Origin of the sequence: Micromonospora sp. NPDC049101 (genome assembly GCF_040648675.1) — a bacterium.
GTDB lineage: Bacteria > Actinomycetota > Actinomycetes > Mycobacteriales > Micromonosporaceae > Micromonospora.
The window spans coordinates 58,725-77,408 of record NZ_JBEZED010000024.1 but is presented as its reverse complement, the minus strand read 5'-3'; the positions used below and the strand labels follow the sequence as shown (position 1 = coordinate 77,408).

Sequence of the window (18,684 nt, the reverse complement as noted above, 5' to 3'; positions counted from 1 at the left end):
GGCTGTCCGCGCCGACGGACCACTCGTCTCCGCTTCTGGTTAGGTGAGGCGGGTCAGGTTGGCGGCGGCGCGTTCGACTATCAGGCACCGGTCCTCGACGTAGTCCATGCCGGCCTCTTCGGCGATCTTTCGCGCCTCGGCCGAGACGATGCCCAACTGCAGCCAGACCGCCGGGGCGCCGATCGCCGCCGCGTCCCGGACCACCTGCACGGCGTCGGCCGCCGGCCGGAACACGTCCACCAGGTCGACCGGGTGCGGGATGTCGGCCAGCGACCTGTACGCCCGTTCCCCGAACAGTTCGTCGACGGTCGGGTTGACCGGGATGATGCGCCAGCCGTACCGCTGCATCTGCAACGGCACGCCGTGCGCGGCCTTGCCGGGGTCGCGGGACGCGCCCACGACGGCGATCACGGCGGCTTCGGCGAGGATCTGCTGAGCGGTACGCACCCGCCGAATGTAGCGCCGTCCGCCCGCCGGAGGCAGACGCAGAACCGATCAGGCCGGACCGTCAGTTGGTCGGCCCGCCGGGAAGGGTCGGGGCGGCGCCAGTGGTGCTCGTCGAGTCGCCCTTGGTCCTGCCCTCGAACTTCGTGTAACCGGCGGGCGGCGTCAGGTCGAAATGGCTCAGGTTCTCGGCCGTGCGGGGCAACCACTCGAAGGTGCTGACCTCTGCCTTGCCTGTCACCTTTCCGCTCTTGTCGGCGACCGTCTTGTACGGCAGGAACGAGGTCTCGTCCACCCAGAGCTCGGCGGTGTAGGTCGCCGTTCCCGGCTTCAACCGCAGGTGCACGGTGTCGTGCCCGTCCACCTTCTCCTGGCCCACGATCTCCAGGCTCCCCTTGGCGAGCCAGTCCCTGATGGTCGCCGGGTCGTTCGGCACGAAGACCGTGCCTGTCGCGTCCTTCGCGGAACCGACGAACTCGAAGTACGTCCGCTCGAGGTGGCTGATCTGGGTGCCGCGCTGTTTCCCGTCGGCGATGACCGTCACCAGGGAGGAGTCCGGGCTGCCGTCGCCCCGGTACATGTCGACCCGGGAGCTTCCGGTCTGCTTGTCCGTCCAGTAGTCGATCCGGCCGCCCGGGTAGGCGTCCCGCACCTTCACGACGTAGTCGTCCGCGTCGCCAAGCGCGGCCTGGGTCTGCGCGCTGACGTAGACGACGTCGCGCAACTGCGACTGGCGGGACGTGTCCGTCGAGCTGGCGGAGGCTCCGCCCGGTTGACCGGTGCCGCCGTCAAGCGTGCTCAGCGCGACACCACCGACGGCGAGACCCGCCAGAGCGAAAGCGGTCGCGGTCGCCATCACTGGCCGGCGCAGAAACCAGCGCTTCGGGGCCGGGCGCCGGTACACCGACCCGTTGAGGATCGCGTGCCGCATCCGGTCGGTGGCGTCCGCCGGAGCGCCGGTCAGGTTCTCCCGGAAGCCGACAAGCAGGTCGACGCCCGAATTGTCTGAGTCAGAATTGATGGTCATGCGGTTCCCTCGTTCGCAGACGTGGACGGTGCGTAGTGCGCGGGCATCGCGAGGCGCAGGCGTGCCTTGGCCCGATGGAGGCGGGACCGGACGGTGCCCGGTGCCAGGCCGAGCGCGGAGGCCAGCTCCGGATAGTCCAGGCCGGCCCAGACATGCAGCAGGAGCAGATCGCGTTGGTCGTGCGGCATCGCGGCGAGCGCGCCGGCCAGTGCCTGCGTGGCGGCCTTGGCGTCGAGCCGTTCGTTGGCCCGGTCGGCGAAGTTGTGCTGACCGGAACCGCCGAGCGGGTCCGAACCCGACTTCTCCAGTGCCCGCAGCCACCGCACCTCGGCACGGTGGTAGTTGCGCAGCAGGTTGCTCAGGATGCCGAACAGCCACGGGCGCGCGTTGGCCACCGACGTGTCGTACCTGTCGCGTCGCGAGAACGCCACCAGGAATGTCTCGGCGACCAGATCCTCGGCGAGTTGCCGCCCGACCCGCCGGGCGCTGAAGTCGTACAGCCAGCCGCCGTACCGCTCGTACAGCTCCCCGAACAGTTCAGGCGCCCCCGTTACCAACAGCGCGTCAGAGCGCTCGGTCACAGTCATGTCCCGGCGGCCCCCTGGTTCGACGGTGTGTTCATACCTGGTTCTTGTCTGGAGCCGACGCCAGGTTCCCGTTTCCTCCGGCCCGAGGCCGAGGCGGGCGCCGCGTGTCGCGCCGACCACTGTCCGTTGACCGCCACGTGCCGCAGGTGCGCGAAACAGGTGCGACCGATCAGCGTTCCTGCAGGTAGAGGCGTCCCTGCCCGGCACGCAAGGCTAGAGCAGGGTCAGCTGCTCGGCGGTCGGCGCAGGGGGCGGCTCGGGCAGTTGGCGGTTGTCGCCCACCTCGGCGCGGTGCAGGCCATGGCGGCGGGCCGCGATCCGCACCCGCGCGGTCAACTCCCGCTGGTACGCCTGCGGCGCGTACGCACCGGCCCGGTAGAGCTCGCGGTAGCGGGGCACGAGGTGCGGGTGCTCCTGGGCGAGCCAGTGCGCGTACCACTCCCGGGCGCCGGGACGCAGGTGCAGGGGCAGCGCGGTCACGCTTGTCGCCCCGGCGGCGGCGATCGCCGACACCGTGGCGTCGATGGACTCGTCGCCGTCGCTGAGGCCGGGCAGGATCGGGGCCATCAGCACCCCGACCGAGAAGCCGGCGTCGGTGAGCGCCCGGACCGCGTCCAGTCGGCGGCGTGGGTGCGGCGTGCCCGGCTCGACGGAACGCCAGAGCTGCTCGTCGACGAACCCCACCGAGAAGGAGATGCCCACGGTGGTGACCTCGGCGGCCTGGCGCAGCAGCGGCAGGTCGCGCAGGATCAGCGTGCCCTTGGTGAGGATCGAGAACGGGTTGGCGAAGTCTCGCAAGGCGCCGATGATCTGCGGCATCAGCCGGTAGCGCCCCTCGGCCCGCTGGTAGCAGTCGACGTTGGTGCCCATCGCCACGTGCGCGCCCCGCCACTTCGGCGCGGCCAACTCGCGTCGGACCAACTCACCGGCGTTGACCTTGACGATCACCTTCCGGTCGAAGTCCGCACCAGCATCGAGATCGAGATAAGTGTGAGTATTTCTCGCGAAACAGTTGTGGCTGACCACTCCGTTGGCGATGAAGTCCCCGGTGCCAGTGGTGATGTCCCAGAGCGGCAACTCCAGCCCGAGTTCCTCGATGCCGACAACCCTTAGGTCAGCCTTGCACTTCAGTGCGGCGCCCTCGATCGAACGCTTCCTGGTGATGGCCGGGTCGGTCAGGTGGAAGAACCTGAGCCGGGCGGGAAGGCCCCCGGTCACTCGTATGTAGCGCAGTCGATTTGTTCGCCCTCGATCCTCGAGAACGGTGCTGAAGCCAAGGGCGCGTAGTGCCTCGGCGGCGTGGATAAGAATCTGATCGTTGCAGTTGGCGATCCTGAGGATCCCCTGGCTGCAACTTCCTTCAGCATCGAAAATGCCAGCGATGAATCCTCTCTGCCACTCGGAAGTAGCTTGCTGCGGCCATCGGATCAGTTCCCTGATGGCATCGACCTTCCGCTTCCCCGACGCGCGGATCGCCTCCATCGCCCGTCGGTCGGGCCTCGCCTGCCCGAAGGAGGTGCGGCTTGTCTCGACGCCCGCCTCTCTCAGGAACTGCTGGGTCCGATCAAGGGCCTCGCTGTCTGCGAGCGCCAAGCGGAACTGATGACTCCAGCTCTTGCCTGAGGCATAGCTGCCTATGGTTCCGTCGCCACGAGCCATGCCGCAGAGGTAGCCACGACGGTAGTCGTGAGATTGTTTCGGAGTAGCCGCGAAGGCCCCAGTGCCAATGAGGCGATTGTTGGTGGTGAGATAGGGGCGCTGGTCGGTGCCGAACATGCTGCCGGTGACGTGCTTCCAGCCTCGATCCGTCAGGAACCGGTGGTCGCCGCTGGCGATGAGGGTCGTGCCGTCCTCCAGAGTGACCCGGTAGGCCGGCTTCACCGTGGACCACTTGTCGAGGACGGTAGTGATCACGTATCGACGATAGTTACCTCGTTGCTCGGTCCCATAGATGCGGTTACCCGGCTCCAGTTCGCTGATCGGCTTCGTGCGGCCGTCCGCCATCAGGATCGGGGTGTCACCGGAGACGCAGTAAACACACGCATGAGAACAGCCACGGTACGGGTTGATGGTCCACTCGAACGGGACGCGGGACTGGCCGGGCACCCGGTTGAGGATGGACTTGGCCTGCACCTCGTAGAAGGTCATCCCGGCGAACTCGGGGGTGTCGAAGGTGCGGGCGACGGCGCCGGGCAGCGCCAGCGGCAGGGGTGGCGTCGCTGGCGCTGCCCGCTCGGGATCTCCCTCGATCGGGGGAGCGGTGAGGTTGTCCCAGCGCATGACCACTATTCGAACACGCGTACGAGTGGAGTGCAAGTGACCCGCCGTACACCGGTGGTGGTTCTGGTGGTCGGGGAGGGGAGGATGGACTCCATGGAGACGTCGACCTTCGTCTACGACGGGGACTGCGCGTTCTGCACGCAGTGCGCCGAGTTCATCGCTCGCCGGATCCCCACGGGCGCGCGGGTGGTGCCCTGGCAGTTCTCCGACCTGGACGCGCTCGGCCTCACCGTGGCCGAGTGCGAGGAGGCCGTGCAGTGGGTCGGTGCGGACGGCGCGCGTGCTGCCGGCCCGGATGCCATCGCGAAGCTGCTCGCCGACAGTGGCCCGCTCTGGCGGATCGCCGGTGCGGGCCTGCGGTTCCCGCCGGTGCGTGCGGCGGCCTGGCCGGTGTACCGCTGGGTGGCGCGTAACCGGCACCGCCTGCCGGGCGGCACGGCGGCCTGCTCGCTGCCGCAGGAGGCGCGGGAGCGGCTCTACGGCCCGGCCGGACGCCCGACCACCGGAGCCTGATCGCCGAGCGGCACCAGATCGGCACCGGCTCGCACCGGCGCCTGATCTCCGGGCGGAGCGACGTCCGCGCCGGCCCGCCCCGTGGCCTGGTCGCCGAGGCGCGCTGCCGTGTCGGCGTGTGTCGGGGCCGGGGTTTCCGTCGCTGTCCCGGCGGGGTCGCGGCCGAGGAGTCGGCGGGCCCACACCACCGGGCGCACCCGTTCCAGCGGCAGGAAGCTGGTCATCGCGGCCAGGTGCGGCGCGAACGAGATCGTGATGGTCGCGATGGTGACCACGTGGAACGAGTAGAAGAAACCGACCATGGCGAGTCGCCAGCGGGCCGGTAGCAGGAAGACCACCGGGCTGAGCAGCTCGAACGCCACGATGCCGAACTGGGCGACGATCAGCAGGTGCGGCACCTGGGCGATCAGGTCGGCCAGGTCGGTGCCGCGCCGGATGATCGCGCGGGCCAGCACCGAGCCGGTCAGCCAGTCCAGGCCGCCGTAGCGCAGTTTGGCGAAGGCGGCCAGGAAGTACGTGCAGATCACCGCGATCTGGGTGGCACGCAGCGCCCAGCCGCCGGCCTCGGTGCGGGTGGTGTCGCCGTGCCGGGCTCGACCGGCGGTGGGCAGCACGGCCAGTGCGACGAGCAGCCCGATCCGGTCGTGGTCGACCTTCCCGTAGCTCATCGCGATGATCATCCATTGCAGGTACAGCGCGCAGACCGTCCAGCCGAGCAGTCGGGGCGCCCGTCCGGTCGCGGCGAGAAGGGCCAGCAGCAGCAACGCCCAGAAGATCACCGTCACCAGCGTCTCGGTTGGCGTCGGCAGGGGGAGCAGGCGGCCGATCAGGAGCGGCTGGTACAGGTCGCCGGGCACGCTGACCCGGGTGCGCACCCAGGGAGTGAAGATCACCAGGTCGGCGGCGACGAAGAGGTAGATCACGGTGCGGAACGCGGCGATGCGACCGCGCGGCACGGCCTCGGTCAGCCAACGGCTCATCGCGGGGCCTGCCAGCGGACCACTGTCTCGTCGGTGTGCTGGCCGGTTGGCCGGCCGGCCCGGATGCCGTGCCAGCGGATGACGATGCGGACCTCGACCAGCGCGGCGGCATCCGGGTGACGTTCGGCGTACGCGTCGGCGACCTCGGCGAGCAGCGCCGGATCGGCGGCGTACCTGCTCTGCTGCCCCTCGATCTCGGCGCGGCGGATGCCGGTCGCGGCCTGGTCGAGGTCGACCACGGCGCCCGTGCTGTTCACCCCCTCGACGCGGGTGTCCGGGGCGGGTGCGTTCGGCGGGTTGGAGGTGGAGTACATCCGGAACGGGCCGAACGGGAAGTCGTCGTCGCTGCCCCAGAAGGTGCCGACCAGCAGCAGGACGAGAGCGAGTGCGGTCGCGCCCAGCCGGGTCACGCGCCCGCGGGTGGTCAGGGTCTCCATCAGGTCGTGACGATACGGGATGTACCGGCCGCGTCGGGTCCCTCCGACGGTCAGTTGGGCCTGCCCAGGCAGGTGATCACGGAGGGGGTACGACGAAGGCCGGGCCCGCGTCGGGGCCCGGCCTTCGGATGTCGTCGTGGCGACGACTCAGTGATTGTGCTCGGCCAACTGCTTACGAACGTCGTCCATGTCCAGGGCCTCGACCTGCTCGATCAGGTTTTCCAGAGCGGACTCCGGAAGGGCACCCGGCTGGGCGAAGACGATCACGCCGTCGCGGATCGCCATGATCGTCGGGATCGACCGGATGTCGAACTTGGCGCCCAGCTCCTGCTGAGCCTCGGTGTCGACCTTGCCGAAGACGATGTTCTGGTGCTTCTCCGAGGAGCGCTCGTAGACCGGGGCGAACCGCTTGCACGGACCACACCAGTCGGCCCAGAAGTCGACCAGGACGATGCCGTCGTTGCCGGTCACCTCGTCGAAGTTCGCCGAGGTCAGCTCAACGGTTGCCATTGCACTCTCCGATCACCGCGGTTTGTCTACGTCCCGTAGAACCAGGGCTGACCGTATCGAATTCCCGGGCGCTCAGGCCCGAAACGTGCCCAGCCTGCCGGTGGGCGCCGGGGGTCATCGACCCACGTCTGTTCATCTCGATCTGCGGAACGCAAATGCATGACGCACTTGCGTGACCTGCGGTGATGGGAGCGTTTCCAGGGAGATCCACCCATTCGAGCACTACGAATCGGTAACTTGGCACCTGGCGAGGAGGTATCCGGCCTGCGAAGATCGCCGATCAACCCCCGGTTCGTCACCGAGAGTAGTGTTACAAAAAGATAAATGTGACCTCGATCTCTGTCGGACCTACGCTTCCGTAGGGCAGAATTCTCCCCATCAGAGCGTGGGCGGCGGGTGCCGGGGAGGGCCCCGCCGCTCATTGCGTCTCCCCCTGGTGAGTGACCGGTGTGACATTTCCGCCGGCGCCGCTCCCGGCCAGTTTCCTTAACCTTCGGTAAGGCATGCTGTGCCGAACTCCATCGCCGCCCGTCGAAGGGGACCAGGATGCAGTTCGGCCGCTACTACGAGGAGTTCGAGGTCGGCGCGGTCTACCGGCACTGGCCGGGCAAGACCGTGACCGAGTACGACGACCACCTCTTCTGCCTGCTCACCATGAACCACCACCCGCTGCACATGGACGCGCACTACGCGGCGACGGCCAGCCAGTTCAAGCGCAACGTCGTGGTCGGCAACTACATCTACTCGCTGCTGCTCGGCATGTCGGTGCCCGACGTGAGCGGGAAGGCGATCGCCAACCTCGAGGTCGAGTCGCTGCGGCACGTCGCGCCGACCTTCCACGGCGACACCATCTACGGCGAGACCACCGTGCTGGACAAGCGTGAGTCCGGCTCGAAGCCCGATCGGGGCGTGGTGTCGGTGGAGACCCGTGGCTACAACCAGGACGGCACGATGGTCTGCGTCTTCCGGCGCAAGGTCATGGTCCCCAAACGGGAGTACGCGGCCAGCGCCGTCCCCGAGGGAGTGGACCCGGAGCGGCCCAGCTTCCCCGAGCCACGCTGAACGGCCCGGGCCGCCGCACTCCAGGTGCCCTCTGCCGACAGCGGGTCTGCCGGGAAGGGGCGCTGTCCGGGTCGCGGGGGACATATGCTGGCGCCGGAGGTTCCGATGAGCCACTCCGTCGCCGGAGAGCCGCCCTCTGCCGGCCGCCGAGCCGCACCCCTGACCACCGCTGTCTACTCGGCCACCGAGTGGGATCTGCTCATCAGCCTGCCCGGTCGGGTCCTCGTGACCGCGGCGGCTTCCGGTCCCGGTCGCACGGACCGGGGGGTCCTGGCGGGTCTGGCCGGCCTGGACGCCGTGGCCGCGGGCCGAGCCTTCGACAGCGATCTGGTCCGCGCGGTGGTCGCCGCGATCTACGCCCGTCCGGACGGCACCCCACCGCCCGCCGAACGCCTCACCGACCTGGTGGACCTGCTGGCCGCCTGTCGGGCCGCGAGCCGGGTCCTCAGGCGGCGCGCCGACCCGGCGGACTCGGCCGCGTACCGCCAGTGGGTGCAGTCGGTCGCGGCCCGGGTCTGCCGGGCGGTGCCCGGCCCCGGCGAGCGCCGGGAGGACCAACCCACCACCCCGGCGGACCGGCGCTTCCTGGACCACCTCGGTGCGGCGCTCGGGCTGGGCTGATCCGGCGGGCCGTCGCACCGCGCCCCGGCCCGGTCCGTACCCTCTGATGACCGTGACCGACGACCAGCCTGAGGTGGGTGTGGGCCCCTGGCCGGGGGACCCACCGGACGACCCACGGTACGACCCGCAGTTGCTGGCGGAGGGGGACCGGCGCAACGTCGTCGACCGCTACCGCTACTGGCGGCACGAGGCGATAGTCGCCGACCTGGACCGGCACCGGCACGGCTTCCACGTCGCGATCGAGAACTGGCAGCACGACTTCAACATCGGCACGGTGGTCCGCAACGCCAACGCGTTCAACGCCGCCGAGGTGCACATCGTCGGGCGGCGTCGGTGGAACCGGCGCGGCGCCATGGTGACCGATCGCTACCAGCACGTGCGGCACCACGAGACGATCGAGGAGTTCGTGGCCTGGGCGGGGGAGCGCCGGCTGCCGGTGTTCGGCATCGACAACCTGCCGGGGTCGCGCCCGCTGGAAACCGGCACCCTGCCCCGGGACTGTGTGCTGCTGTTCGGCCAGGAGGGGCCCGGTCTCTCCGCGCCCGCCCGGGCCGCGTGCGACAGGCTCTACTCCATCGCCCAGTACGGCTCGACGAGGTCGATCAACGCGGGCGTGGCCAGCGGCATCGCCATGCACGCCTGGATCCGTGCGCACGCCGGCGCGCCGCCGGACTGACCCTCGCCCCAGCGACCGAATCGGACGTTCCGGCTTGACGTGCCGGCGCTGCGGGGTGACGGTGGAGTTGTGAGTGTCGCGGTGAGTTGTCCGAGATGCGGGGGCCCGGTCCGGGCGCCGGATCTGATGCACACCGACTCGAGGTGTCTGCGGTGCGGCCCGGTGCCGCCGCTGCACGTGCCCGAGCACATCGGAGCGGAGATCGTGGCGAGCGTGGTGGAACGGATCACCACCGCCGCGGATCCGCCGGTGACACCGTTGTGGTGCCCGTGGCCGCTGCCCACCGGCTGGACTCTCACCGGTGTGGCGTACGCCGGGGACGAGCGGACTGGTGTGCGGGCGACCGCGGTGGCCTGCGCGGGCCCGGCGCCACTCGGCGGCGGCCCGGCCGATCTGGTCTTCGTGGCCGAGGAGCCGGGCGTCGGCCTGGGCACCCGGCTCGCCGGACTGGCCGGCCCGGATCCGGGGCCGGAGTTGGCCGGCGCGTTGACCGACCCGGGGCCGGGTCACCCCGACCATGTGGGCCAGGCCAGGATCAGGGTCGGCGGGCACCCTACTCCACTGTGGTTGGTGAATTCTCCGACAGATCGAAGCGCGTACGCCGGCGAGGCTCGGGGAATGTGGCTCCATGCGATAGCCTGGCCGGCGAGTGCGGGTCATCTGCTCGCGGAAGATGTCGTGTTACACGACCTGACCGAGTGGACTCCGCCCGAGCTCGTGTACGGCGCACCGTCCCCGTACTTACCCGGTAGGGCTTGACAACCCATCCGGATTGACGGAGAACGGACGCAGATATTCACTGTACGACACCACACTGATACTCTGGGTGCCGCTGCGGTAATGGGACCCGGCGCCGCGCGAGAGGATGGCCCGCCATGGTCAAGAAGGTCCTCACCTGGGCCGGAGTTGCATTCTTGATCTTCTTCGTCGCCTACCGGCCAAACTCTGCGGCAGACGTGTTCAAGTCGCTCGGCGGCGGGATCATGGATATTGCTCAAGGGTTCGGCGACTTCTTCACCAGCCTCGTCGCTTAACCGCCGATGGGCAGCCCCTCCGGACCACCCTTCGACCCGGACGACCCCGACCGGGAGCGTCGCGAGCGCGACACCGAGCCGATCCCGCGGATCGGGCCTGATGACGGCCCGGGTTACGGGGCCGGTCCCGGCCTGTCCGACGGTCCGTCCCTTTCGGACGACGTCGGCTATGGCGACGGGCCCGGCTATGCCGGCCAGGGCCGGTCGGGTCGAGCGTGGGTTCGTGATCCGGAGGCCGGCTACCAGCAGCCGCAGATCTCCGAGGACGAGCTGGCCGGGTTGCGCGCCGACGCGACAGGTGCGACTCCACGGCGGGTGCTGCCCCTGGAAGACGAGCCCAGCTCGCTCGTCGCCCGCTACCTCTTCCCCACCGAGCGCTACCGGGGTGAGTGGAAGCGGCACTGGATCCACCTCACCAACCCGCTGCTCATCGGCGTCGCGGCGACCTTCGTGCTCGGCTATCTCTCCGGCTTCCTCGCCGGCAACGACGTCGGCGCGCTGACCACCATCGCCGTGCTGCTCTGGTTCGGGGTGATGGGCTGGGTGGCGTGGAAGGTCGCCGACTGGTGGTATGACCGTTTCATCCTGACCAACAAGCGGGTCATGGTGGTCAACGGCATCGTCACCCGCAAGGTGGCGATGATGCCGCTGGTCCGGGTCACCGACATGAAGTATGAGCAGACGCCGACTGGTCGCGCGCTCAACTACGGCACCTTCGTGCTGGAGTCCGCCGGTCAGGAGCAGGCGCTCCGCGAGATCAAGAATCTGCCCAATCCGAACGAGCTCTACCTGCGTGTGGTCGAGGAGATGTACGAGCCGCAGGCGGTCGAGGCCCGGCTCGGCAAGGAGGCCGACGAGGCCAAGGCCGACGACGGGGCGTGAAGGTTTTCGACCGAACATCGGAGCAAGTGCGCACCTTTCGTCATGGACCAGACCGCCTCTGACGTGGCACTCTGCCAGGACGGCTGGGGTGTGGAGGTGGGCGGTGGCGAGCAGGGACTCGTTGGAGGAGCAGTTCCGCGAGTTCGTCGCGGCCCGCTCCGCCGCGCTCCTGCGCACCGCCTATCTGCTCACCGGCGACTGGGCCACGGCCGAGGATCTGCTCCAGACGGCACTGACCAAGACCTACCTGGCGTGGAAGCGGCTCGGGGGGATCGAGGCCGTCGAGCCGTACGCCCGACGTGTGATGGTCAACACATCGACGAGTTGGTGGCGCCGACGCTGGCACGGTGAACGCCCCACCGAGGTGCTGCCGGAGCGGGCCGGCGTCGACGAGATCTCGCAGCAACTCGACCGGGATCTGCTCTGGCGGCATCTCCGGCTGTTGCCCCAACGGCAGCGGGCGGTGCTGGTGCTCCGCTACTACGAGGACATGTCGGAGGCGCAGACCGCCGCGATGCTGGACATCTCCCCGGGCACGGTGAAGAGCCAGGCGTCCCGAGCGTTGGCCACGCTGCGCCGTCGGATGGGCGCCGACGCACCGGACCTGACCGCCACCGCCGGCAGCGCCGGTCGGTCGGCCACCGCCGGTGCCGCCGGTCGGTCGGCCACCGCCGGTAACGCCCCTCGGGCGGCGTCAGCCGGTGCCGGTCGGTCGGCAGCCGGCGCCACCCGGTCCGGTGGCTCGGCTGCCCCGAGCGGTCGGGTTCCGGCCGCCGGTGCCGCCGCCACGCCGACAGCCCGGCAGGCGGTCGACCGACCCGCGCCCCGTCCGGCCGCGCCGCAGCCGATCGGTCCGCAGGTCGTGCTCCCCTCCGCCCCGGCGGCCGTGCCCGTCGGCACGGGCTCCGGGGAGCCGCAGTGAGCGTTTTTCCCGGCGAGTCCGACAACCTGACGGACGGGCCGCGGCGTTCTTACCAGGTGCGGCCGGACGAGCTGGAAGATGCGGTGCGGGAGACCCTCTCGCACCAGGTCGCCCTTGCCCGCCCCCTGGGCGTCGACCCGGCGGGCCAGGCCATCCGCCGGGCGAACCGGATCCGGCGTCGGCGTACCGCGGCTGGTGTCGCCGTCGCGGCGGTCGTCACCGTCCTGCTCAGCGCCGGCATGGCGCGGCTCGGTGCCGAGACCGGGCGCGACGGGACACCCATCGTGGTGATCGGTGACCCGGATCCGTCCAGCCGGCCCATCCCGACGGCCAGTGTGCCCGGCACCGATCCCGCACCCGGGCCGTCGGCGGGTCTGCTCGGGAGCGAGACGCTTGTCAGCGCCGACGGTCGACGGCTGGTGCTGCACGACGTCGGGCCGGCCGAACGCGCCCAGCTCCTGCCCGGTGGCAACGGTTGGCTGGTGGTCGGCACGCCGACCGCCGCCGGCCGCTCCCTCTGGACGGTGCAGGGCGACGGTCTCGTGCAGGTACTGCTGGCCGGAGCCGGTCCGATCGTCCTGGCGGCGGACAGCGGCCAGGTCGCCTGGCGGGACGGTAGCGACCTGTTGGTGGCGGGCGTGGTCGGCAATCAGCTCATCGGGGCGGCGCGCACCCCGGTGCCCGCCGGGGCGGTGCCCGTCCGGTTCGTCGGCGACAGCGTGCTGGTCCGACCCGACCCGGCGGAGGCCGGCCACACCCTGTGGCGGCCCGGCGTGGGGCAGTTGACCGAGGCCGTCGACCAGGAAAGCCTCAACTTCTACGGCCGGCTGCCCGACGGGCGGCTCGTCGGGCAGATCTCCACGGTCGCCCCGGGCCGGTCCTGCCTGGCCCTGCTCGACCCGACACGTCAGCTGAACCCGGTCCAGACCGGCTGCGGGCCGGACCTCAGCCAGGACGGCGTCGGCGCGGTCTCCGCCGACGGGCGGTGGCTGCTGGTGAACGGGCGGGTCGGCGAGGCCACCCGGGCGCTGCTTGTCGACCTGCGGCGGCTCGGGCCGAACACGTCAGCCGTCCCGGCCGGGCCGCCGATGACCGGCGCGATCGTCTGGAGCGACGAGTCCCACGCCTCCTACCTCGATGGTTCCGGCGCGCTGGTCCGGGTCGACGTCGGCCAGGCGCGGGCCGGAACACCCGCCAGCCCCGCCGCCGTGCCCGGTGTGTCGGCCGGGGACCAGCCGGTCCTGGTGGCCGACTTCTGATCCGCGCGGTCGAGGTGGCCTCCGTGAGCCGGGCTCGGTTGTTCCTCGGTAGCGTCGGGCGGTGACCTCGCGTACCGGCTCCGCCCCGCGTATCGACCTGCACGCCCACTCGACGGCCAGCGACGGCACGCTGCCCCCGGCTGACCTGGTACGCGCTGCCGCCACGGCGGGGCTGGACGTGCTCGCGATCACCGACCACGACACCACCGCCGGCTGGGCGCCGGCCGTGGACGCGCTACCGCCGGGGCTGCGCCTGGTCCGGGGCGCGGAGCTGTCCTGCCGTTGGTCCGGCACCCGGCCGGCGGTGCCGCTGCACCTGCTCGCGTACCTGTTCGACCCGGAGCACCCGGAGTTGGTGGCCGAGCTGGGCCGGGTGCGGGCCGCCCGGGAGGAGCGCGGTGAGCGGATCGTCGCGCTGCTGCGCGCCGACGGCATCGACGTGAGCTGGCCGGACATCCTGGCGGGTGCCGGCGGCGGCACCGTGGGCCGTCCGCACATCGCGCAGGCGTTGATCCGGGCCGGCCTGGTCGGCAGCACCCGGGAGGCATTCGGTCCGGACTGGCTGGGCGAACGCTATCGGCTGCCCAAGGACGACATCGACGTGTTCCGGGCGATCCACCTGGTCCGGTCGGCCGGCGGCGTGCCGGTCTTCGCCCATCCCCGGGCCACCCGGCGCGGTCGGGTGGTGCCCGACGAGTTGATCGCCGAGCTGGCCGCCGCGGGGCTGGCCGGACTTGAGGCCGACCACGAGGACCACAGCCCGGCCGAACGGGAGCACGTCCGGGCGCTCGCCGCCGAGCTGGGCCTGTTCGTCACCGGCTCGTCGGATTTTCACGGCACTCACAAGACCGTCCAGCTCGGCGCGTTCACGACGGGCGCCGATGCGTACGAGCGCATCGTCGCCGCCGGGGTGACCGAGGTCGCTTCGGGGTGATCCGGGTATTTTGCCCACTGCGGCGCGGCTAGGTTGATCACGTGGATCTGAAGCTGTTCGGCGAGGTCTTCGTGACTCTGCTGGTGATCACCGACCCGCCGGGCATGATGCCGATCTTCCTGGCGCTGACCGGCCCGCTGCCGGCCCGCGACCGTAACCGGGCCGCCTGGCAGGCCGTCACGCTGGCGTTGGGCGTGATCGTGGTCTTCGCGGTGGCGGGGCAGACCCTGCTGGACTACCTGCACGTGGACCTGCCGGCGTTGCAGGCGGCCGGTGGGCTGCTGCTCGTGCTCGTCGCACTGGAACTGCTCACCGGCAAGACCGACGGTCCGAGCTCGGAGGCCACCTCGAACATCGCCCTGGTGCCACTGGGCACCCCACTGCTGGCCGGCCCGGGCGCCATCGTGGCGACCATGCTCTTCGTCCAGCAGGCCGACGGGTTCGCCGACTTCACGGCCATCGCCGTGGCGATCCTCGCCGTGATGCTCGCGGTCTGGATCGTCCTCCGCTTCTCCGGCGGCATCGTGAAGATCCTCCGCCCGGGCGGGATCGAGGTGCTCACCAGGATCGCCGGCCTGCTGCTGGCGGCCATCGCCGTACAGCTCATCGCCGACGCGGTGTTCGCCTTCGTCACCCAGTACGTGAACATGACCTGACCGGCTCCCGCACGGTGTCGGGGGTGGGTGGCAGGATCGCAGGCGTGCGACGATCCTCCTCAGCGGGACGGCCGGCGGCCGGTGGCCGGGCTCCCCGACAGCGCGCCGGCGGCGCCGAGCAGCTTGGCTTCGAGGGCATGCCGGAGCGCCTCTTCGTCTGCACACCGAGCAAACTCGGCGCGTACGCGGACTGCCCACGCCGCTACCGCTACTCCTACGTCGACCGACCGGCCCCGCCCAAGGGCCCGCCGTGGGCGCACAACTCACTCGGTGCCAGCGTGCACACCGCCCTGAAAAACTGGTATGCGCTGCCCGCCGACCGGCGCCGTCCCGAAGCGTTGGCCACCCTGCTCAAGGGCACCTGGGTCCGCGAGGGTTACCGCGACGACGAGCAGGAGCGGGCCGCCTACCGGCGGGCGTTGGGCTGGTTGGAGGGCTACGTCGAAACCCTGGAGCCGGATGCCGACCCGCTCGGCGTGGAGCGGGTGGTGGCGGTCAAGACCGCCGTGCTGGCGTTCAACGGTCGAGCCGACCGGATCGACTCACGGCCCGGGCCAGAAGGGCCCGAGCTGGTCATCGTCGACTACAAGACCGGTCGCACCGGTCTGGACGCGGACGACGCCCGGGGTTCGCAGGCGTTGGCGCTCTACGCGTACGCGGCCGAGCGGGTGTTCCGCAAGCCGTGCCGTCGGGTGGAGCTGCACCACCTGCCGACCGGCACGATCGCCGGCCACGAGCACACCGTCGAGTCGCTGGCCCGGCAGTTGACCCGCGCGGAGGAGACGGCCCGCGACATCATGGCCGCCGAACGGGCGGTCGCGGACGGTGCCGACGCGGACGAGGCGTTCCCGGTGGCACCCGGCCCCCGCTGTGGCTGGTGCGACTTCCGGCGGCACTGCCCGACCGGCGCGCAGGTGCCGGGCAAGGAGCCGTGGGCGGCCATGGACCGGCCCGCCGACGGTTGACCTCCGACCGCCGAGGTCGGGTCAGCCGGCCAGCGGGGTGGCGGCGTGGCGGGCGGCCCGCTCCTTGGCGGCCTGGATCAACGGCCCCTCCAGATAGCGACGGGGCACGGCAGCGAACGCGAGCCGCAGTGCGCGCACCGTCAGGTCCGCCGACATCGCAGTGGTGGGCAGACCGAGCCCGCCGTACATTCGGCGCGCCCAGGCCGGCAGCAGCGCGAAGGCGGTGCCGGCGATGCCCAGGTACGCCCAGCGCGGCGGACCGAGGGTGAGCCCCAACCGGGCCGGCAGGCTGAGCTTCCACGGCAGCGGCGGGGCGGTGAGGAAGAGCGCCGTCTCGGCGGCCTCCCTGGTCATCCGCAACTGCGGGCGTACCGCCTCGTAGTAGTCCGCGACCTCGGCCGCGGTGCCGGGCACGGTGGCCGGGTCCAGACCGACCAGGGCGGCCGCGCGGCGCTGCTCGGTGTAGTAGCCGTCCACCTCGTCGTCGGTGAGCGGCAGCCCGGCCCGCCGGGCGGTGCTGAGGAACGACTCGACCTCGGTGACGTGCACCCAACGCAGCAGGTCCGGTTCGTCGATCCGAAACTCCGCACCGCTGAACGGGTCGGTGGCCCGCAACCGGTCGTGCAGTCGACGCAGTCGGGCGCCGGCCGCCTCCGCCTCGGCGGTGGTCCCGTAGATGGTGGTCGCGACGTAGGTCGAGGTGCGGACCAGGCGACCCCAGGCGTCGGTGCGGTAGTTGCTGTTCTGCGCGACCCCGGCCATCGCCCGGGGATGCAACGCCTGCAGGTAGAGCGAGCGCAGGCCGGCGACGATCAGGATCGGCTCCTCGTGCACCTTCCACGTGACCGAACCCGGACCGAAGAGGCCGAGGTCATCGGAGTCCACCGCCCAAGAGTGCCACGCGCGGGCCGACCCCGCCGGGCACGTCCCGTCGATGCCGTCGGCTCAGTCGTCGGCTCACACGTCGGCGGAGCGGCGCGCCCGGCAGCCCGGGCAGAGACCCCAGAAGGTCACTTCCGCCTCGTCCACCTCGAACCCGTGCGACACGTTCGGCTCCAGACAGGGCGCGCTGCCCACCGCGCAGTCGATGTCGGCGATCTCGCCGCAGCTCCGGCAGACCACGTGATGGTGGTTGTCGCCGACGCGTGCCTCATAACGGGCGGGACCGCCGGCCGGCTCGATCCGGCGGGACAGCCCGGCCCGGGACAGGGCACCCAGCACGTCGTACACCGCCTGGGTGGAGACCGAGTCGAGGCGTTCCCGGACGCGCCGGCTGATCTCGTCGACCTCCAGGTGGCCCCCGCCGGCAAGCACGTCGAGCACCGCGAGGCGTGGCCGCGTGACACGCAGGCCCTTCGATCGCAGCAGCTCCTCGGCGGACATTCGCCAATGACAGCACGCGCGACCAGCATCGACAACCGTCGCCCGGCTCGGGTGCTCACCGACACAGCCACGAAGGTCAGGGGCGCGGCCCTCCAAGGATGAACCCGATCGACGCCGCGCGCGTGTGACCGGTCGAGAGCCTGGGGGCGGCCGGCGGACCGTACGCTGACCCTCTCCTGACCATGATCCACCTGGAGGGGTTCGATGTTCGAGGAGATCCTGGGTCTACCGGCGCACGTGATGGTGGTCCACGCGGTTGTCGTGTTCGTGCCGCTGCTGGCGGCGCTGGCCATCGCGTACGTGGGGCTGCCGCGGTGGCGGCACCGGCTGGACTGGGCCCTGGGCCTCCTCGCCGTGGCCGCGCCGGTGACCGCCTTCGTGGCCGTCAAGTCGGGTGAGGCGTTCACCGACGCGCTTGTCGCCCGGGGTTTCCAGGGGCAGATCCTCGACCAGATCTTCGAGCACTCCCGCTACGGCGACATCCTGTTCCGCATCGTGGTGCCGCTCGGGATCGTGGCCATCCTCCTGCTGGTGGCGACAAGTGGGCACCCCCGGGTGCCGCAACTGCCGGCGCTCGTCACCCCCGTGCTGGCGGTGGCGGTCGTGGCGCTGTCCATCGCCGCCCTGGTCTACGTCTACCTGACCGGCCACAGCGGCGCCGAGGCCGTCTGGGGCACCACCCTCTGACCGGCGGGCAGGGCGTGACTCAGAAGATGATCCGCGAGCAGAGCAGGCAGACCACGACCACCAGCACCACGCCGGCCGCCACACCGAAGCCGTAGGTGACCCGCTGCGAGCGCTGCTCAGCCACGTCCAGGTCGGCCATGTCCTGCGGCGGCAGCCGTCGCGGCGGTGCCGGCCGCAGGTGTACGGGTGGTCGCCAACCGCTGGGCGGCGGCACACTCGGCGGCGGGCCGGCATACCCGCTCGCAGGGGGGTTGGTGGACGGGGCGGGGGGCTGGTCGGCCACCGCGTCGTCACCGGTGCCGGGCCGTCGCCAGTAGTCGTCCGGGTTGCTGCCACCGCTGGGGGTCGTCACGCCGTCCGACGCTACCAACGCGGCCGGCGGCCCGTCCGTTTCTGCACGGCGTGCCACCGTCGGCGACGGTCCGCTGCGCTAGTCTTGCCGCTCGTGAGCACCATGGACCCCGGCACCCCGGCCGCGCGCGGCGACGACGACCGCACCGTCGATCTGAGCGAAGACCTCGTGGTGCTGCCCGAGCAGACCTCCGACGACACCGACCGGGGCTGGGGCGAGCGGGTGGACGGCAACGACGACTGGCTGCTCGCCGAACGCCCTCCGCACTGGGGCTGACCGCTCGCCCCTTGGTCGGGTCGGCAGCGGTGCGCAGGTCGGCCCGGCGTTCCGGCAGGATCCGCGAGGTGACCCGGGGCGGCTCGACCAGCCCGCTGCCCGCCGCGGTGCTTGCCCGCCCGGCCTTCCGCGCTGCTGCCCGCCGCGCCTGCCGCGGTGCTTGCCCGCCCGGCCTTCCGCGCTGCTGCCCGCCGCGC

The 18,684-nt window shown here is 71.1% G+C and carries 24 protein-coding genes; 14 read left to right on the top strand and 10 right to left on the bottom strand.

Annotation, left to right across the window (positions count from 1 at the left end):
* Positions 1–39 precede the first annotated feature (39 nt).
* From AB0B57_RS27545 to AB0B57_RS27530, 4 genes are all read right to left on the bottom strand, one after another.
* Positions 40–447, bottom strand: coding sequence for a CoA-binding protein (locus AB0B57_RS27545; protein ID WP_357075807.1), 408 nt, complete (start codon positions 445–447; stop codon positions 40–42).
* A gap of 61 nt (positions 448–508) precedes the next feature.
* Positions 509–1,471 carry a hypothetical protein gene (locus AB0B57_RS27540; protein WP_357075804.1) on the bottom strand — a complete coding sequence of 321 codons (963 nt, stop codon included), beginning with the start codon at positions 1,469–1,471 and terminating at the stop codon, positions 509–511.
* On the bottom strand, positions 1,468–2,052 hold the full coding sequence (locus tag AB0B57_RS27535; protein ID WP_357075801.1) for a sigma-70 family RNA polymerase sigma factor: 585 nt from the start codon (positions 2,050–2,052) through the stop codon (positions 1,468–1,470). Before AB0B57_RS27535 ends, AB0B57_RS27540 begins: the two co-directional genes overlap by 4 nt.
* Before the next feature lie 219 nt (positions 2,053–2,271).
* Positions 2,272–4,338, bottom strand: a complete 2,067-nt coding sequence (locus AB0B57_RS27530) for an intein-containing Rv2578c family radical SAM protein (RefSeq protein WP_357075798.1) — start codon at positions 4,336–4,338, stop codon at positions 2,272–2,274.
* Between the two features lie 93 nt (positions 4,339–4,431).
* On the opposite strand from AB0B57_RS27530, the gene AB0B57_RS27525 reads away from it, so the two are divergent.
* Positions 4,432–4,851 carry a DUF393 domain-containing protein gene (locus AB0B57_RS27525; RefSeq protein ID WP_357075965.1) on the top strand — a complete coding sequence of 140 codons (420 nt, stop codon included), beginning with the start codon at positions 4,432–4,434 and terminating at the stop codon, positions 4,849–4,851.
* Here AB0B57_RS27525 and AB0B57_RS27520 read toward each other — a convergent pair.
* From AB0B57_RS27520 to trxA, 3 genes are all read right to left on the bottom strand, one after another.
* Complete coding sequence (locus AB0B57_RS27520) at positions 4,815–5,831, bottom strand: HTTM domain-containing protein (RefSeq protein ID WP_357075795.1); 1,017 nt, start codon at positions 5,829–5,831, stop codon at positions 4,815–4,817. The two genes, AB0B57_RS27525 and AB0B57_RS27520, sit on opposite strands and share 37 nt — an antisense overlap.
* On the bottom strand, positions 5,828–6,268 hold the full coding sequence (locus tag AB0B57_RS27515; RefSeq protein WP_357075792.1) for a hypothetical protein: 441 nt from the start codon (positions 6,266–6,268) through the stop codon (positions 5,828–5,830). The genes AB0B57_RS27520 and AB0B57_RS27515 overlap by 4 nt, the downstream gene beginning before the upstream one ends.
* A gap of 147 nt (positions 6,269–6,415) precedes the next feature.
* Positions 6,416–6,778: a thioredoxin gene (gene trxA, locus AB0B57_RS27510; RefSeq protein ID WP_030329190.1), complete on the bottom strand. Its 363-nt coding sequence runs from the start codon at positions 6,776–6,778 to the stop codon at positions 6,416–6,418.
* 546 nt (positions 6,779–7,324) lie between these two features.
* Here trxA and AB0B57_RS27505 point away from each other — a divergent pair.
* The 11 genes from AB0B57_RS27505 to AB0B57_RS27455 all read left to right on the top strand — a co-directional run bounded on the left by AB0B57_RS27505 (position 7,325) and on the right by AB0B57_RS27455 (position 15,789).
* Positions 7,325–7,840: a MaoC family dehydratase gene (locus AB0B57_RS27505; RefSeq protein ID WP_357075789.1), complete on the top strand. Its 516-nt coding sequence runs from the start codon at positions 7,325–7,327 to the stop codon at positions 7,838–7,840.
* 84 nt (positions 7,841–7,924) lie between these two features.
* Positions 7,925–8,461: a hypothetical protein gene (locus AB0B57_RS27500; protein ID WP_357075786.1), complete on the top strand. Its 537-nt coding sequence runs from the start codon at positions 7,925–7,927 to the stop codon at positions 8,459–8,461.
* A gap of 52 nt (positions 8,462–8,513) precedes the next feature.
* The gene (locus AB0B57_RS27495; protein ID WP_357075783.1) at positions 8,514–9,137 is read left to right on the top strand and encodes an RNA methyltransferase; all 624 of its coding nucleotides are present in this window, start codon (positions 8,514–8,516) and stop codon (positions 9,135–9,137) included.
* A 39-nt stretch (positions 9,138–9,176) separates the two neighbouring features.
* On the top strand, positions 9,177–9,896 hold the full coding sequence (locus AB0B57_RS27490) for a DUF6758 family protein (protein ID WP_357075780.1): 720 nt from the start codon (positions 9,177–9,179) through the stop codon (positions 9,894–9,896).
* 116 nt (positions 9,897–10,012) lie between these two features.
* Positions 10,013–10,171, top strand: coding sequence for a hypothetical protein (locus tag AB0B57_RS27485; protein ID WP_170285364.1), 159 nt, complete (start codon positions 10,013–10,015; stop codon positions 10,169–10,171).
* Between the two features lie 6 nt (positions 10,172–10,177).
* Positions 10,178–11,053, top strand: coding sequence for a PH domain-containing protein (locus AB0B57_RS27480; protein ID WP_357075775.1), 876 nt, complete (start codon positions 10,178–10,180; stop codon positions 11,051–11,053).
* Positions 11,054–11,156: 103 nt separating this feature from the next.
* Complete coding sequence (locus AB0B57_RS27475; RefSeq protein WP_357075772.1) at positions 11,157–11,975, top strand: SigE family RNA polymerase sigma factor; 819 nt, start codon at positions 11,157–11,159, stop codon at positions 11,973–11,975.
* Positions 11,972–13,234, top strand: coding sequence for a hypothetical protein (locus AB0B57_RS27470; RefSeq protein WP_357075769.1), 1,263 nt, complete (start codon positions 11,972–11,974; stop codon positions 13,232–13,234). Before AB0B57_RS27475 ends, AB0B57_RS27470 begins: the two co-directional genes overlap by 4 nt.
* Before the next feature lie 61 nt (positions 13,235–13,295).
* Positions 13,296–14,168, top strand: a complete 873-nt coding sequence (locus AB0B57_RS27465) for a PHP domain-containing protein (protein WP_357075766.1) — start codon at positions 13,296–13,298, stop codon at positions 14,166–14,168.
* A gap of 41 nt (positions 14,169–14,209) precedes the next feature.
* Positions 14,210–14,824: a MarC family protein gene (locus tag AB0B57_RS27460; protein ID WP_357075763.1), complete on the top strand. Its 615-nt coding sequence runs from the start codon at positions 14,210–14,212 to the stop codon at positions 14,822–14,824.
* A gap of 44 nt (positions 14,825–14,868) precedes the next feature.
* Positions 14,869–15,789 (top strand): PD-(D/E)XK nuclease family protein, encoded by a 921-nt coding sequence (locus AB0B57_RS27455; RefSeq protein WP_357075760.1) that lies wholly within the window; start codon positions 14,869–14,871, stop codon positions 15,787–15,789.
* A 21-nt stretch (positions 15,790–15,810) separates the two neighbouring features.
* Here AB0B57_RS27455 and AB0B57_RS27450 read toward each other — a convergent pair whose 3' ends face one another.
* A complete protein-coding gene (locus AB0B57_RS27450; protein WP_357075757.1) occupies positions 15,811–16,674 on the bottom strand; it encodes an oxygenase MpaB family protein in 864 nt (287 codons plus the stop codon).
* A 72-nt stretch (positions 16,675–16,746) separates the two neighbouring features.
* Complete coding sequence (locus AB0B57_RS27445) at positions 16,747–17,172, bottom strand: Fur family transcriptional regulator (protein ID WP_357075754.1); 426 nt, start codon at positions 17,170–17,172, stop codon at positions 16,747–16,749.
* A gap of 204 nt (positions 17,173–17,376) precedes the next feature.
* Between AB0B57_RS27445 and AB0B57_RS27440 the strand changes: the two genes are divergently transcribed.
* Complete coding sequence (locus AB0B57_RS27440; protein WP_357075751.1) at positions 17,377–17,859, top strand: DUF2231 domain-containing protein; 483 nt, start codon at positions 17,377–17,379, stop codon at positions 17,857–17,859.
* Between the two features lie 19 nt (positions 17,860–17,878).
* Here AB0B57_RS27440 and AB0B57_RS27435 read toward each other — a convergent pair whose 3' ends face one another.
* Positions 17,879–18,211 carry a hypothetical protein gene (locus AB0B57_RS27435; RefSeq protein ID WP_357075749.1) on the bottom strand — a complete coding sequence of 111 codons (333 nt, stop codon included), beginning with the start codon at positions 18,209–18,211 and terminating at the stop codon, positions 17,879–17,881.
* Between the two features lie 93 nt (positions 18,212–18,304).
* Here AB0B57_RS27435 and AB0B57_RS27430 point away from each other — a divergent pair, with 93 nt between their 5' ends.
* The gene (locus AB0B57_RS27430) at positions 18,305–18,487 is read left to right on the top strand and encodes a hypothetical protein (RefSeq protein WP_357075746.1); all 183 of its coding nucleotides are present in this window, start codon (positions 18,305–18,307) and stop codon (positions 18,485–18,487) included.
* Positions 18,488–18,684: the final 197 nt, after the last annotated feature.